The organism is Oceanicaulis sp., assembly GCF_051859625.1.
GTDB lineage: Bacteria > Pseudomonadota > Alphaproteobacteria > Caulobacterales > Maricaulaceae > Oceanicaulis.
In genome coordinates this window covers 109,782-123,781 of the sequence record NZ_JBHYFH010000002.1, presented here as the reverse complement: position 1 = coordinate 123,781, position 14,000 = coordinate 109,782, and the positions used below count along the sequence as shown (strand labels likewise).

14 protein-coding genes are annotated in these 14,000 nt (G+C 64.0%); 8 read left to right on the top strand and 6 right to left on the bottom strand.

Annotated elements, in window-relative coordinates; translation table 11 throughout:
* The first annotated feature begins 76 nt into the window (after positions 1-76).
* The 8 genes from ACTIGF_RS10070 to ACTIGF_RS10035 all read left to right on the top strand — a co-directional run bounded on the left by ACTIGF_RS10070 (position 77) and on the right by ACTIGF_RS10035 (position 8,471).
* Positions 77-1,555 carry a replicative DNA helicase gene (locus ACTIGF_RS10070; protein ID WP_160091897.1) on the top strand — a complete coding sequence of 493 codons (1,479 nt, stop codon included), beginning with the start codon at positions 77-79 and terminating at the stop codon, positions 1,553-1,555.
* 62 nt (positions 1,556-1,617) lie between these two features.
* Positions 1,618-2,709: an alanine racemase gene (gene alr, locus ACTIGF_RS10065; protein WP_439636768.1), complete on the top strand. Its 1,092-nt coding sequence runs from the start codon at positions 1,618-1,620 to the stop codon at positions 2,707-2,709.
* Positions 2,706-3,473 carry an MlaE family ABC transporter permease gene (locus ACTIGF_RS10060; RefSeq protein WP_160091899.1) on the top strand — a complete coding sequence of 256 codons (768 nt, stop codon included), beginning with the start codon at positions 2,706-2,708 and terminating at the stop codon, positions 3,471-3,473. Before alr ends, ACTIGF_RS10060 begins: the two co-directional genes overlap by 4 nt.
* A 5-nt stretch (positions 3,474-3,478) precedes the next feature.
* Positions 3,479-4,228, top strand: coding sequence for an ABC transporter ATP-binding protein (locus tag ACTIGF_RS10055; RefSeq protein ID WP_439636767.1), 750 nt, complete (start codon positions 3,479-3,481; stop codon positions 4,226-4,228).
* 79 nt (positions 4,229-4,307) lie between these two features.
* Positions 4,308-5,678 carry a DNA repair protein RadA gene (gene radA, locus ACTIGF_RS10050; RefSeq protein ID WP_439636766.1) on the top strand — a complete coding sequence of 457 codons (1,371 nt, stop codon included), beginning with the start codon at positions 4,308-4,310 and terminating at the stop codon, positions 5,676-5,678.
* Between the two features lie 20 nt (positions 5,679-5,698).
* Positions 5,699-6,286, top strand: a complete 588-nt coding sequence (locus tag ACTIGF_RS10045; RefSeq protein ID WP_160091902.1) for a CvpA family protein — start codon at positions 5,699-5,701, stop codon at positions 6,284-6,286.
* Positions 6,283-7,755 carry an amidophosphoribosyltransferase gene (purF, locus tag ACTIGF_RS10040; protein WP_439636765.1) on the top strand — a complete coding sequence of 491 codons (1,473 nt, stop codon included), beginning with the start codon at positions 6,283-6,285 and terminating at the stop codon, positions 7,753-7,755. Before ACTIGF_RS10045 ends, purF begins: the two co-directional genes overlap by 4 nt.
* Positions 7,752-8,471 (top strand): SDR family NAD(P)-dependent oxidoreductase, encoded by a 720-nt coding sequence (locus ACTIGF_RS10035; protein ID WP_439636764.1) that lies wholly within the window; start codon positions 7,752-7,754, stop codon positions 8,469-8,471. The genes purF and ACTIGF_RS10035 overlap by 4 nt, the downstream gene beginning before the upstream one ends.
* A 52-nt stretch (positions 8,472-8,523) precedes the next feature.
* Here the strand turns inward: ACTIGF_RS10035 and der are convergent, their stop codons facing one another.
* From der to ACTIGF_RS10005, 6 genes are all read right to left on the bottom strand, one after another.
* A complete protein-coding gene (der, locus tag ACTIGF_RS10030) occupies positions 8,524-9,903 on the bottom strand; it encodes a ribosome biogenesis GTPase Der (RefSeq protein ID WP_439636763.1) in 1,380 nt (459 codons plus the stop codon).
* Between the two features lie 25 nt (positions 9,904-9,928).
* On the bottom strand, positions 9,929-11,332 hold the full coding sequence (locus ACTIGF_RS10025) for an outer membrane protein assembly factor BamB family protein (protein WP_439636762.1): 1,404 nt from the start codon (positions 11,330-11,332) through the stop codon (positions 9,929-9,931).
* Positions 11,329-12,102, bottom strand: coding sequence for a tetratricopeptide repeat protein (locus tag ACTIGF_RS10020; protein WP_439636761.1), 774 nt, complete (start codon positions 12,100-12,102; stop codon positions 11,329-11,331). Before ACTIGF_RS10020 ends, ACTIGF_RS10025 begins: the two co-directional genes overlap by 4 nt.
* Positions 12,103-12,183: 81 nt before the next feature.
* Positions 12,184-13,011 carry a 3-methyl-2-oxobutanoate hydroxymethyltransferase gene (gene panB, locus ACTIGF_RS10015; protein WP_439636760.1) on the bottom strand — a complete coding sequence of 276 codons (828 nt, stop codon included), beginning with the start codon at positions 13,009-13,011 and terminating at the stop codon, positions 12,184-12,186.
* Positions 13,012-13,099: 88 nt separating this feature from the next.
* Positions 13,100-13,456 carry a hypothetical protein gene (locus tag ACTIGF_RS10010; protein ID WP_439636759.1) on the bottom strand — a complete coding sequence of 119 codons (357 nt, stop codon included), beginning with the start codon at positions 13,454-13,456 and terminating at the stop codon, positions 13,100-13,102.
* Positions 13,453-13,995: an RNA polymerase sigma factor gene (locus ACTIGF_RS10005; RefSeq protein ID WP_439636758.1), complete on the bottom strand. Its 543-nt coding sequence runs from the start codon at positions 13,993-13,995 to the stop codon at positions 13,453-13,455. Before ACTIGF_RS10005 ends, ACTIGF_RS10010 begins: the two co-directional genes overlap by 4 nt.
* Positions 13,996-14,000 lie beyond the last annotated feature (5 nt).

Below are 14,000 nucleotides of genomic sequence, written 5' to 3'. Positions count from 1 at the left end.
TGGAGGACTGGAAAACATCTCTGGAAAACGTCAAGACGTGTATTGCACGACCGATCCGGGTTAAGGATTGCAGACCATGACCGCAGAATCCTATGACCACACTCCCGCTCCGTTGGAAAGCAACGCCCCGCCTCACAATATCGAGGCGGAACAAGCCCTTCTGGGCGCCTTGTTGTTTGACAACGAGGTGTATCACCGCGTCGGCGACTGGCTGAAGCCTGATCATTTCTATGATCCTTTGCATGGCCGCATCTATGAAGCGGCGAGCCAGCTGATCATTTCCGGCGCGCTGGCGGACGCCGTGGTGCTGAAAACCCGGTTCGAACGCGATCCGGGCATGAAGGAAGTGGGCGGCGCGGTCTATCTCGCCGATCTGATGCGCGAAGCGCCCGAACCCGCCTCTGCGGGCGAATATGGCCGGCTGATCTACGATCTGGCCATGCGGCGCGAGCTGATCCGCTTTGGCGATGAAGTCTCCCACGCCGCCAATGCGCCCGAACCCGACGACAGCGCGGAAGACATTCTGCAAGGCGCCGAGCGCCGCCTGTTCGCCCTGGCTGAACAGGGCGGCACGTCCAAGGCGCTCGAACCGTTTCATCTGGCGGTTCACAAATCGCTGGAAATCGCCTCGGCGGCCTATAAACGCGGCGGCGGCCTGTCGGGCATTTCGTCAGGCCTGAAATCCATCGACGCCAAGATGGGAGGACTGCACCCGTCCGACCTGATCATCCTTGCCGGGCGTCCGTCCATGGGTAAAACCGCGCTGGCGACCAATATCGCCTTCTCGGTGGCGCGCAATTATCAGGCGGAAGAACAGCCCGACGGCACACGCAAGACCACCAATGGCGGCATCGTCGCCTTCTTCTCGCTGGAGATGTCGTCTGATCAGCTCGCCACCCGTCTGGTGGCCGACTATACCGGCATCTCTGGCTATCTGATCCGTCAGGGCAAGATCGACGCCGCCCAGTTTGAAGACATTCGCGACGGCGTGCACGAGATCGCCGGCATTCCGCTTTACATCGACGATACGGGCGGCCTGCCCATCGGCTCGCTGATGGCGCGTTGCCGGCGCCTGAAGCGGACCGTCGGGCTTGATATGGTGGTGGTGGACTATCTGCAGCTGGTCACCGGCTCGAAAAGCTCGGGCGAGAACCGGGTGCAGGAAATCTCGGAAGTCACCCAGGCCCTCAAAGCGCTGGCGAAGGAACTGTCCGTGCCCGTCATCGCCCTCTCACAGCTGAGCCGTCAGGTGGAGCAGCGCGAGGACAAGAAGCCCCAGCTCTCCGACCTGCGTGAATCAGGCTCGATCGAGCAGGACGCCGACGTGGTGCTGTTTGTATACCGCGAGAGTTATTATCTCGAACGTCTCGAGCCCAAGGAAGGCACCGAACAGCATCTGGCCTGGGAAGACGAGATGCGCGAGATCCGCAACCAGGCGGATGTGATCATCGGCAAACAGCGTCACGGCCCGATCGGCTCGGTCAAAGTGGCGTTCGACCCCGACCGCACGAAATTCTCCGATCTCGATTATTCAGGGCGCCAGGATCACGAGTAAGCCTGGGGCGCTGCGCCCCAACGCTTGCTCCCAGGCGCGAGCGCAGCCACATAGAGCGTCAGATGTCTGTTCTCGCTACGCCTTCGCCTGACAATACCCGTGCGCGCCTGATCGTTGATCTGGACGCGGTGTCGCGCAATTTCAAAGCCCTGCAGAAGCTCAGCCCGAACGCCGAGACCAGCGCTGTGGTCAAGGCGAACGCCTATGGACTGGGCGCCGGGCCTGTGGCGCGACGGCTGATGAAAGACGGCGCGCGGACCTTCTTTGTCGCCACCGTGGAAGAAGGCGTCGAAGTGCGTGAAGCCCTGGGCGATGCAGGGCCGGACATCTGGGTGTTCTCCGGCTATCGCGCCGAGAACCGTCCGCTCTACGCCAAACATCGTCTGGGCGCCGTGCTGAACCAGCCCGGTGAAACCGCACAGTTCCGCGCTGCCCCTGTGGGGCCGTGCGCGGTCCATATCGACACCGGGATGGCGCGGCTTGGCTATGGCGCAGGCGATATCAGCGGCTTGCTGACGGCGTTGCAGACGCTCGACGTCTCACTGGTGATGAGCCATCTCGCCTGTTCCGAAGAGACGACGTCGGCCCAGAACATTCGCCAGCTGGAGCGCTTTACGGCGCTGACCAACGCCCTGCCCGACACCCGGCTGAGCCTGGCCAATACCGGCGGCGTGTTGCTGGACGAACGCTATCATTTCGATCTGACCCGGCCCGGCATCGGGCTCTATGGCGCTACGGCGGATCTGAACGCTGACAACCCGTTTGACCCTGTGGTGACCTTGCAGACGCCGATCCTGCAGCTCCGCGAAATCGACGCTGGCGATACGGTGGGCTATGGCGCAACCTATGTGGCGCATTCGCAACGCCTGATCGCCACAGTGGCCGCAGGCTACGCCGACGGCTTGCCCCGCGCGTTGTCGGGGTCAGGATGCGCGCGCATCAACGGATTGCGCGCCCCCATTGTGGGACGGCTCAGCATGGATCTGACCATGATCGACGTCACAGGCCTGGAAGCCGACATCGCCGAGGGCGCCGTGCCTGAGTTTTTCGGGCCGGACCTGTATCAGGCGGCGGCGCTGGACGGCACTTTGCCCTATGAAATCCTGACCGGGCTCGGCGCCCGGGCCGAGCGTATTTACAAGGGAGCGCCATGAACCCGTTTCGCGCCATCGGAGCCGGCCTGCTCGCGCTGTTGCGCTCAGCCGGCGCTGTCGCCCTGTTCGCCGGTCATGCGCTGGCGGCCATGGTCCGCCCGCCCTATTTCGGCGGTCAGCTGGTCCAGCAGATCATCAAGATCGGCTTTCTCTCCCTGCCGGTCGTCGGGCTGACGGCGCTGTTCACCGGCGCCGCTCTGGCGCTCAACATCTATACGGGCGGCACGCGCTTTAACGCGGAAAGCTTCGTGCCCAATATCGTCGCCATGGGCATTGTGCGCGAGCTGGGCCCGGTCATCGCCTCCCTGATGCTGGCGGGCCGGGTGTCATCGGGCATCGCGGCTGAAATCGGCGCCATGCGCGCCACCGAACAGATCGACGCGCTGCACACCCTGGCCACAGACCCCATGCGCTATCTGATCGCGCCACGCGTGCTGGCGGGGGTTCTGGTGCTGCCCATCCTGGTTGCGACGGCGGACATCATCGGCATTTACGGCGGCTATCTGGTCAGCGTGCATTCGCTTGATTTCAACCCCACCATCTATGTGCGCAACACCTGGGACTTCCTGGAGAACTGGGACATCATCTCCGGCCTGATCAAGGCCGCGGTGTTCGGCTTCATCCTCACCTTGATGGGCTGTTATCATGGCTATTACGCCCAGGGCGGCGCCCAAGGGGTGGGCCGGGCCGCCACCAACGCCGTCGTCGCCGCGGCGGTGCTGATCTTCGCCGCCAATTATCTGCTCACCTCCCTGTTTGTGTGATCGTCATGACCGAGCGCGTTAAAATCGCCTGGAAGAACATCACGGTGGGCTTTGACGGCCGTAAGCCGGTGCTCAAAGACCTCAATCTCGAGGCTTATGAAGGCCGGTCGCTGGTGATCATCGGCGGCTCTGGTACGGGCAAGTCCGTCACCATCAAGACAGCCCTGGGGCTGATCCGTCCTCTATCAGGCACGGTCGAGATTGACGGCGTCGCCGTGCGGGCCGGCCATGAAGACGATCCCGGCGTCGCCCAGATCGGCATGCTGTTTCAGTCCGGCGCCCTGTTTGACTCCCTGCCCGTGTGGAAGAACGTCGCCTTCCGTCTGCTGCATGCCGAGCATGTGGACGCCGATGAAGCGCGCACCCGCGCCATCGAGGCGCTGGAACAGGTGGATCTGGACGCCCATGTGGCCGATCAGCGGCCCGGCTCGCTGTCCGGCGGCATGCTGAAGCGCGCGGCGCTGGCCCGCGCCATCGTCGCGCGGCCGAAAATCCTGTTTTTTGACGAGCCCACCACGGGTCTTGATCCCGTGACCGCGGACGTCATCAACAAGCTGATCGTGCGGCAGGTGAAAAATCTCGGCGCCACGGCGGTCTCGATCACCCACGACATGACCTCCATGCGGCATATCGCCGATGACGTGGCCATGGTCAAAGACGGCCAGATCCTGTGGCGCGGCACGCTTGAGGGCGTTGAGACCTGCGCCCATGACGAGGTGTGCCGGTTTGTGCGGGGCGAAAGCTCGGAAGAGTGATCGTCCGCGCCTGTTCCGGCGCCAGCCGAATCAGGCGCTTTGCGCTATAGTCCGTCCACGCCTTCCGTAAGGAGCCTTCATGGCCCGTTCCGACACCGTCTATGTCTGCCAGTCCTGTGGCGGGGTTCACGCCAAATGGGCGGGGCGGTGTGATGCCTGCGGGTCCTGGAACACGCTGGTTGAAGAAAGCGGCGCCAGCGCGCCTTTAGGCTCCAGCGCCAAGGCGCCCAGCCGCTCCACTCGCCGTTCGCGGCTGGAGCTGGTGGATCTGGGCAGCGCCACAGAAGACCCCAAGCGCTTTGAAACCGGATTGCGCGAGCTGGACCGCGTGGCGGGCGGCGGGCTGGTGCCCGGCTCGGCTGTGCTGGTGGGCGGCGATCCGGGGATCGGCAAGTCCACGCTCCTGTTGCAAGCGGTCGCCCTTCTGGCCAAGGCGGGCGCGAAAGCGGTTTACATCTCCGGCGAGGAAGCCGCCGATCAGGTGCGCCGCCGCGCCAGACGTCTTGGGCTGGCTGACGCGCCGGTGGCGCTGGCGGCGGAGACCAGTCTTGAGGTCATTCTCGACGGGCTGAAAAAAGAAACGCCGGACATCGCCGTCATCGATTCCGTGCAGACCCTGTGGTCGGATCAACTGGCCGCCGCGCCGGGCACGGTGGCGCAGGTGCGCGCCTGCGCGCAGGAGCTGGTCCGGTTCGCCAAGAAGAAGAACACCATCATCATTCTGGTCGGTCACGTCACCAAGGACGGTCAGATCGCCGGTCCCCGCGTGGTCGAGCATATGGTGGATGCGGTGCTCTATTTTGAAGGCGAGCGCAGCCACCAGTTCCGCATCCTGCGCGCGGTGAAGAACCGGTTCGGCCCGACCGATGAAATCGGCGTGTTCGAGATGGTGGACGCCGGTTTGCAGGAAGTGGCGAACCCGTCCGCACTTTTTCTTGATGGACGCGGTGAAGCCGCCTCCGGCGCCGCCGTTTTCGCCGGCATGGAAGGCACGCGCCCGGTTCTGACGGAAATTCAGGCGCTTGTGGCCCCGGCGGCGTTTGGCACGCCACGACGTGCGGTTGTGGGGTGGGATTCAGGACGCCTCGCCATGGTGCTGGCGGTGCTTGAGGCGAGATGCGGCCTTGGATTCGGCGGGCGTGACGTTTATTTGAACGTCGCAGGCGGGTTGAAGATCAACGAACCCGCCGCAGATTTGGCGGTGGCTGCAGCCTTGATCTCTTCGTTCCTGGATACTCCCCTGCCCAAAGAGGGCGTGGCGTTTGGCGAGATTTCCCTGTCAGGCGACGTGCGCCCGGTCGGCCGCGCGGATGCCCGCCTGAAAGAAGCCGCAAAATTGGGGTTCAACCGCGCCCTCGCCCCCGAAGGCGTTGAAGGCGCGGGCGTGAAGGTGGACAGCGTTTCCACTGTTCAGGCGCTGGTGCGCCGATTGGGCCAGGACGCCGTCTAGGCGCGAGAGAGAGGGACAAGATGAACGCAGCACTCGCCGGATTTGACCTCTTCGCCCTCGTCATCCTGTTTGCGTCTGGAATCATGGCGCTGATGCGCGGCTTTGTCCGCGAAGCGCTGACGGTGACAGCGCTGGTGGCCGCCGCCCTGGCCGCACTGTGGACCCGGCCCGTCTTCGCGCCCCTGACCCAGTCCGTGATCGGATCGGCGCTCTTCGCAAACCTGATATCAATGGGCGTTGTGTTCTTGCTGGTCTATCTGGCGGTCAGCTTCGTGACCGGGCCGTTGACCCATAACGTCAAACAGGGCGAGGACGTGCCGGTTCTGGACCGGGCTCTGGGATTCGTGTTCGGCCTGGCGCGCGGACTGGTGCTGCTGGGCCTTCTGGTTCTGGTGTTCAAGAACACCCTGCCCGGCGCCACGCCCAACTGGCTGACGGGCTCTCGCGTCTATCCGCTGGCCGAGGCCAGCGCCAATCTTTTGCAGTCGCTTGCCCCTGAATCCAGCTGGGTCAACGCCAAGAAGGCTGCAGACCAACCGCAAGAGAGCGTTGACGAAGACCCCATCGGTCGGCTTATCGAGCGCACAAACGAGGACGAGGACGGATGAGCTTTCCCAGCCTGACCTATGATCCCGCCACCGACCGGCCGCAGGAAGAATGCGGCGTGTTCGGCGTGCGTCGCGTGGCCGATGCGTCGGTCCTGGCCGCGTTCGGCCTTCACGCCCTGCAGCATCGCGGGCAGGAAGCGTGCGGCATCACCAGCTATGACCGTGAAAAAGGCCGCTTCACCACCGAGCGCCATCTGGGGCTGGTGGGCGAGCATTTCACCGAACCCAAGCGGCTCGAGCGCCTGACCGGCGACATGGCGATCGGCCATGTGCGCTATTCCACCTCCGGCGGCTCCAGCATGCGCAATGTGCAGCCGCTTTATGCCGATGTGCGTGGCGGCGGCATCGCGCTGGCGCACAACGGCAATCTGACAAACGCCCGCATGCTGCGCGAAGAACTGGTCGCCGGCGGCGCCATCTTCCAGTCCACCTCGGACTCCGAAGTCATCCTGCAGCTCGCCGCGCGCTCCAAACAACCTGACTCGGTCGAGCGTCTGATTTCCGCCTTCACCCAGATCGAAGGCGCCTTCGCTCTCGTGGCGATGACCAATGATCTGCTGATCGGCGCGCGTGACCCGCTGGGCATTCGTCCGCTGGTGATGGGCGTTCTGGACGGCGCGACGATCTTCGCCTCCGAGACCTGCGCTCTGGACATGATCGGCGCGCGCTATATTCGCGATATCGAGCCGGGTGAAGTGGTGATCGTCTCTGACGAGGGGCTCGAAACCCGGCGTTACGCACCCGCCCGCCCCGCGAAAACCTGCGCGTTCGAATACATCTATTTCGCGCGTCCTGATTCCGTGATCGACGGCATTTCGGTCTATGAAGCGCGCAAGCGCATGGGCATCCGCCTGGCCCAGGAATGCCCCGCCGACATCGATGTGGTGGTGCCCGTGCCCGATTCGGGCATGGCGGCGGCTTTGGGTTTCTCAAACGAGATCGGCAAACCCTTTGATCTGGGGATCATCCGCGCGCACTTCGCCGGACGAACCTTCATCCAGCCCACCCAGGCCAAGCGCGATCTGGGCGTGCGGCGCAAGCACTCCGCCAACGCCTCCGTCCTGCGCGGCAAGAAAGTGCTTCTGGTGGACGATTCCATCGTGCGCGGCACCACGTCGAAAAAGATCGTGCGCATGGTGCGCGAAGCCGGCGCGACGGAAGTGCATTTCCGCTCAGCCTGCCCGCCGATCACCCATCCCGATTTTTACGGCATCGACATGCCGATGCGCGAAGAGCTGATGGCGGCCAGCCATGAGCCCGACAAGATGATCGAGATGCTGGAATGCGATTCCCTGGGCTTCCTCTCGGTCGAAGGGCTCTACTGGGCCATTCACGGCGAAGCGCGCAATCCTGAAAGCCCCCAGCTGGCTGACCATTATTTCACCGGGGATTACCCCACCCGCCTTGTGGACCATAATCGCGCTGCGTCCTCCAAGGATGAACAACTCTCGCTTCTGGTTGACGCATGACCGATACAAAACCGCTTGCAGGCCGTGTGGCGCTGGTGACCGGCGCCTCACGGGGGCTGGGCTACGCCATCGCTTTGAAACTGGCAGAGGCCGGCGCTGAAATCATCGCCACCGCCCGCACCCAGGCCGGCCTTGAAGAACTCGATGACGCGATCAAGGCGATGGGCGGCAAGGCCACCCTGGTCCCGCTTGACCTCAATTCGGCGGACGGCATCGAAAAGCTGGCCGAAGCGGTCGCAGGCCGCTGGAAGAAACTCGACATCATGGTGGCGAACGCCGGCGTTCTGGGCACGTTGACCCCCGCCGCGCAAATCCCGTCCAAGGTGTGGAACGAGGTGCTGGCGACAAATCTGATCGCCCCGGCGCGCATGATCCGGGCCTTTGAGGGGCTTCTGAAAGCCTCTGACGCAGGCCGGGCCGTGTTCATGACCTCCGGCGTCGGCAGCCGCCGCGCCAAGGCCTATTGGGCCGCCTATGGCGCCTCCAAGGCCGGGCTCGACAATCTGGTGCAATCCTGGGCGATCGAGCTGACTGATACGCCGCTGCGCGCAAACCTGCTCAATCCCGGCGCGACGCGGACCCGCATGCGCGCCAAGGCGGCGCCCGGCGAAAATCCCGAAACCCTGCCGACGCCCGAAGAGATCGCGCCCAAGGTCGTGGAGCTGTGCCTGCCGACCGAGACGCGCAATGGCGAGATCATAAACGCGCAGGGCTAGCCTCACACGCCTTGTCACAGATACGAAAAAGGCGGCCCGGAGGCCGCCTTTTTTATTTGTCCTTGGCGTAGGGGTTTTTCTGCCCCTTCACGATCAGGCGGATCGGCACGCCCGGCAGATCAAACGCCTCGCGCAGGCCGTTCATCAGATAGCGCTTATAGCTGTCAGGCAATTGAGACGCCCGGCTGGCCATCAGAACGAAGGTCGGCGGTCGCGCCTTGGTCTGGCTCAGATAACGCGGCTTGACCCGGCGGCCGTCCACGGCGGGCGGCGGGTGACGCTGGACCATTTCGGCGAGCCAGTCATTGAGATCGCGGGTTTTCACCTTCACGTCCCAGTTCTTGTGCAGCTCGGAAACGGCCGGCATGATCTTGTCGAGGCCGCGGCCTGAAATCGAGGAGATCGGGATCAGCGGCGCGCCCTTGATTTGCGGCAGAAGACGTTCGAACTCTTCGCGCAATTCAACCAGCTTGGCCTGCTTGTCCTTGATCATATCCCATTTGGTGATCAAAACGATCAGGCCCCGGCCCTCCGTCACCACCTTGTCGGCGATGGTCAGGTCCTGTTTCTCGAACGGGCGCTCGGCGTCCACCAGCAGCAAGACGATCTCGGCGAACTTGATGGCGCGCAGCGTGTCCGCCGCGCTCATCCGCTCCAGCCGGTCATCCACCTTGCCGCGTTTTCGCAAGCCCGCCGTATCGTGCAGGCGCACGCGGCGGCCATCCCATTCCCATTGCACCGCGATAGCGTCACGGGTCAGCCCGGCTTCAGGGCCGGTGATGAGACGGTCTTCACCGATCAGGGCGTTGATGAGGGTGGATTTGCCCACATTCGGACGGCCGGCGACGGCCAGACGCAGGGGCGCGCCCTCTTCATCCTCTTCACCCGTCAGGCCCTGCGCTTCCAGTTCCGAGCGGATGCGCGCGCGCACCTGCTTGAGCGCGCCGGTCAGCCGCGAATACAGGTCGCCCATGCCTTCGCCATGCGCGGCGGAAATGGGCACAGGCTCTTCCATGCCCAGCTTCCACGCTTCCATGGCGCCGTATTCGCCCTTGGAGCCTTCACATTTGTTGACGGCGAGGATGACCGGGATGTGGTGACGGCGCAGGATATCAGCAAAGCGCTCATCCATGGCCGTGACGCCTTCGCGTCCATCGATCAGGAAGATGCAGACATCGGCTTCATCAAGGGCGGCTTCGGTCTGGGCGCGCATGCGCGCCTCGATGCCGGCCTTGTTGTCTTCATAGCCGGCGGTGTCCACAAGACGCAGTTCGAGGTCGCCGATACGGCCACGCGCTTCGCGCCGGTCGCGCGTTACGCCCGGACGATCGTCCACGATCGCCAGCGGTTTGCCGGCGAGACGATTAAACAGCGTGGACTTGCCCACATTGGGCCGTCCCACAATGGCGAGGGCAGGCAGGGTCGATTTCAAAGAATGGCTCCAGAGCCCCCTGAAATCAGCGTAAAGCGATCAGGCGGCCTTCATCGGTCAGCACGAGCACCGTTTCATCTGCGATCACAGGCGCAATGTAAACCGAATCTCCCAGATCGCGATCACCCATCTGTTCGCCGGTGGCCGGATCATAGAACCGCAAATCCCCCTCAGACGACGCCACCACAAGGCGATCGCCCGCCAGAATCGGCCCCGCCCAGGAAACGCGATGCTTGCGTTTGCGCTCATTGCGGAACTGCTGCAGCTGGGTCAGCCAGCGTACAGCGCCGGTATTGCGATCAATCGCGACCAGCTCGGCGTTGACGGTGCTCAGGAACAGATAATCACCCGCGATGGTCGGTGCATTCAGCCCCCCCGCCGGTTGTTCCCAGATGCGCTCGCCGCTGCGAATGTCGAACGCCGCCATCGAGCCTGAATGGCTCATGGCGTAAACCGCATCGCCCAGAATGACCGGGCTCGCAGCGATGTCGTTAATGGTGGAGAGCGGGGTCAGACCACCCGCACGGGTCAGGGAATCTGACCACAGCACGGTGCCGTTCTGCGCCCGAAGCGCCACAAGCTCGCCCGAAGAATAAGGCGCGATGACCACTTCACCCAATACAGCCGGGCTCGGCGAAGTCAGGATGCGCGCGGTTTCGGCGATGGAGCGGTGCGTCCACAACACGTCGCCCGTGCTCGCATCCAGAGCCAGCAATTCATTGTCATCGGTCGACACGAACACCCGGCCATCCGCCACGGTGGGCGAGGAATGGAACGGGGTCAGCGAATGGGCGCGCCAGATTTCGTCGCCCGTCGCAGCGTCCAGCGCCACAAAGAACCCGCCGCCGGAATGCGCGTAAACTCGACCGCTGTCAAAAGACAGGCCGCCGCCAAAGGTCAGAACCTGATCACCGCCCCGGAAGAAGGGCAGGAAGCCGTCGCCTTGCGCTTCATGCAGGCTGGGATCGTCCAGGCGCGTGCGCCAGATCTCTTCCCCGTCAGACAGATTCAGCGCCGAGATGCGACCGCTGGCGTCGATGACATAGGTCACGCCGTCCGACACGACCGGGCGAGCGTTGATGCGGGCGTTGCGGCTGGAGCCGGCGCCGATGCGCGCGCGCCAGACAATGTTGAGATCGCCACTGGCCTGGGTGTGCTGCATGGCGTGGGTCGGATACCCGTCCGCCTGGGGCCAGGCCGTATTCACATAGGCGCGCGGCAGAGTGACGACGCCCGCCTCATCCACACGCAGCGTGTCGCCCAGCTCCAGCACGGACCGGCGTTCGGTCTCCGGCGGCGCATTGGGGTCATCGGTCTCTTCGCCCTGAAACGGGTTCAGATTGCTCAGACGTTCGCCAGCCCCGCAACCGGTCAGCACAAGGCTGGCGGCCATCAGGGCGTAAAGCGGCAGGGTGCGAGACAGGGTCACTGCCCGTCCTCCTCTTGCTCGGCGGTCTGACCCGCAGTCTCGGCCGGGGCTTGCGCCGGCTCTTGAACGTCCGCAGCCGGCTCGGCCACGGTTTGCTCGGTCATCTGTGCGGGCGCAGCGACAGGCGCGCGCTGATTGAGATAGGACTGCGCCTCCACCACGCGCTGGCTCATGCCTTCAGGCATATCGAGCGCAATGGACAGAAGTTGATAGCGCTGACGCGCCTCATCCCAGCGCTCGTCGCGCAGGGCGGCGGCGGCCATCAGCTCACGCGCCAGCAGCCCCACCGGCGCGGCGCCTTCCGTCAGCGGCTCGAGCCGGTTGGCGAGGTCGTCATAAGACAGAGCGTCAAACTGGGCGAGCGCCGCCTGATAGCGGGCCAGATCGCGGATCATCGGCTCAGGACTGATCTCGCCCGCCTGATTGAACAGGCGCGCCGCCTCTTCACGATTACCCTGGGAGAGCGCGATGTCGCCACGACGCATCAGCGCCAGGGTTTCATAACCGCGCGGCGCAGACTCAGCGAGCGCCTGGAACTGACTGTCGGCCTGCATCACATTGCCGGCTTCATACAGCTCAGCCGCCGCCTGGAAGGCGTCAGAGGCGCTGTCAGCGCGCTGCTTGGTCGACCATTCAATAAATTGATACGTCCCCACGCCCAGCACGATCGCGGCGACTCCGCCGCCAACCCACGGGCCCCATTTCTTGAGAAGGGCTTTGTACCGTTCCTGGCGCAGCTCTTCTTCAACTTCGTCGAAAACGTCGACCACCGGGGCGCTCCACTTGTTTAAAATCTCTGTGCGGCGGACCCTAGCCGCGTGCATCGCGGCGGGCAATACGTGCTTGCGGTATCAACGCTTCTTGGCGCTGTAGACATGTTCCTCGCCCGGAAAGGAGCGGCTACGCACATCCGACGCGTACGCTTCAAACGCAGCGTCCGCCAACTCTCTCAAGCTGCAGTATTTCTTGACGAATTTCGGCGTCCAATCGAACAGGCCCAGCATGTCCTGCATCACCAGCACCTGGCCGTCGCACGCTGAAGAGGCGCCGATGCCGATGGTGGGGACAGACACCATCTGCGTCACCTCACGCGCCACATCCTCGGCGACGCCCTCCACCACCATGGCGAAGGCGCCCGCCTCGTCCATCGCGCGCGCTTCAGCCAGCACCTTGGCGCGGCTGTCGTCATCCCGGCCCTTCGCCTTGAACCCGCCATCCGCCAGCGCCGCCTGGGGCCGCAGCCCCACATGAGCCACCACCGGAACGGCCCGATCCACCAGATACCGCACGGTTTCCGCCATCTGCACGCTGGTTTCGAGCTTGACGGCGCCGGCGCCTGTCTCTTGCAAGACGCGCACGCAATTGGCGAAGGCCTGTTCCTTGGACTGCTCATAGCTGCCGAACGGCATGTCCACGACGACCAGCGCCTGTTTGGAGCCGCGCATCACCGCCTGACCGTGCAGGATCATCATCTCCAGCGTCACCGAAATGGTGTTGGGCAGACCATGGACCACCATGCCCACCGAATCGCCCACCAGAATCAAATCCGTGTGCGGATCCATCACTGCGGCCATCGGCGCGTCATAGGCGGTCAGGGAGACAATGGGCTCAGCGCCCTTGCGGGCGCGAATGTCGGGCGGGGTGAGCCGCTTGATCGGCGCCTGGGTTTGAGCGGACATGGCGGGACTCCCTAGCAATCAGAGCCCGGCAGACTATCGCGCTTTCGCAGGCGCACAAGCGGTGCGTCTTCACCCTGTCGTGTGCGCCTCAGATATAGCTGCGCACGCCGGGCAACACCCAGGCGAAGCCCAGCGCCATGATGCCGAATAGCGCCGTGACAATGGCCTCGGGTCCGAAAAAGCCGAGCGCTTGCCCCATCACGCCATGCACCTGGTCAGCCGGGATCAGCCCCACAAGGTTCTCAAGCTGGCTGCCGGCGACCGCCGAGCCCGTCGCCCCGGCGCCGCCCAGCGCCAGAAAGCGCACGCGGTCAGGGCTGTTGAGCCTCTTTGTGACATGCTCCACAAAGACCGGATCGTCCTGCGGCGGCGCCACCTCGGCGAACATCGCCGACAGGTCCGCATCAAAGGCATCGTCGTTCAGATGATCATGTTCGTCCGTCATGCCGCCGCCTCCTTGCGCTCGAACCAGGCTTTCAACTTACCCTTGCCGCGATTGACATGGCTCTTCACCGTGCCCAGCGGAAGGCCTGTGACCTCCGCTGCGTCAGAATGCGACAATCCCGACGCGTAACATAATACGACACAGACCCGCTCTTCCTCGCCCAGCGTGGCGAGCGCCCGGTCGAGATCCACCCGCGCGCCGCCATCAGAGGGCGCCTGGTGGGTCTCCATGGGTTGGGCCTTGAGCTTTTCCATCGTCTTGTCGATCGCCTTGCGCTTGCGCGCGCTCATCAGGAATTCCGTGTAGGCGATCCGGCACAGCCAGGCCTTGAACGATCCTGCGCCCGTATAGGCGGAGATCTTGTTATAGGCCTTGATGAACGTCTCCTGCGCCAGATCATCGGCCAGGGCGGCGTTGCGGCATAACCGCATCAGCACGGCGCGCACAGCAGACTGGTGACGGGTGACCAGAGAGGAGAACGCCCTCTGGTCCTTGCCCGCGATCACCATCGCTATCAGTTCACCGTCACTGGGCGTCATGCCAC

Bases quoted from the DNA above. Each gene is read 5' to 3' on its own strand.
- ACTIGF_RS10070 (WP_160091897.1), top strand. From the start codon at position 77: ATGACCGCAGAATCCTATGACCACACTCCCGCTCCGTTGGAAAGCAAC.
- alr (WP_439636768.1), top strand. From the start codon at position 1,618: ATGTCTGTTCTCGCTACGCCTTCGCCTGACAATACCCGTGCGCGCCTG.
- ACTIGF_RS10060 (WP_160091899.1), top strand. From the start codon at position 2,706: ATGAACCCGTTTCGCGCCATCGGAGCCGGCCTGCTCGCGCTGTTGCGC.
- ACTIGF_RS10055 (WP_439636767.1), top strand. From the start codon at position 3,479: ATGACCGAGCGCGTTAAAATCGCCTGGAAGAACATCACGGTGGGCTTT.
- radA (WP_439636766.1), top strand. From the start codon at position 4,308: ATGGCCCGTTCCGACACCGTCTATGTCTGCCAGTCCTGTGGCGGGGTT.
- ACTIGF_RS10045 (WP_160091902.1), top strand. From the start codon at position 5,699: ATGAACGCAGCACTCGCCGGATTTGACCTCTTCGCCCTCGTCATCCTG.
- purF (WP_439636765.1), top strand. From the start codon at position 6,283: ATGAGCTTTCCCAGCCTGACCTATGATCCCGCCACCGACCGGCCGCAG.
- ACTIGF_RS10035 (WP_439636764.1), top strand. From the start codon at position 7,752: ATGACCGATACAAAACCGCTTGCAGGCCGTGTGGCGCTGGTGACCGGC.
- panB (WP_439636760.1), bottom strand. From the start codon at position 13,011: ATGTCCGCTCAAACCCAGGCGCCGATCAAGCGGCTCACCCCGCCCGAC.
- ACTIGF_RS10010 (WP_439636759.1), bottom strand. From the start codon at position 13,456: ATGACGGACGAACATGATCATCTGAACGACGATGCCTTTGATGCGGAC.
- ACTIGF_RS10005 (WP_439636758.1), bottom strand. From the start codon at position 13,995: ATGACGCCCAGTGACGGTGAACTGATAGCGATGGTGATCGCGGGCAAG.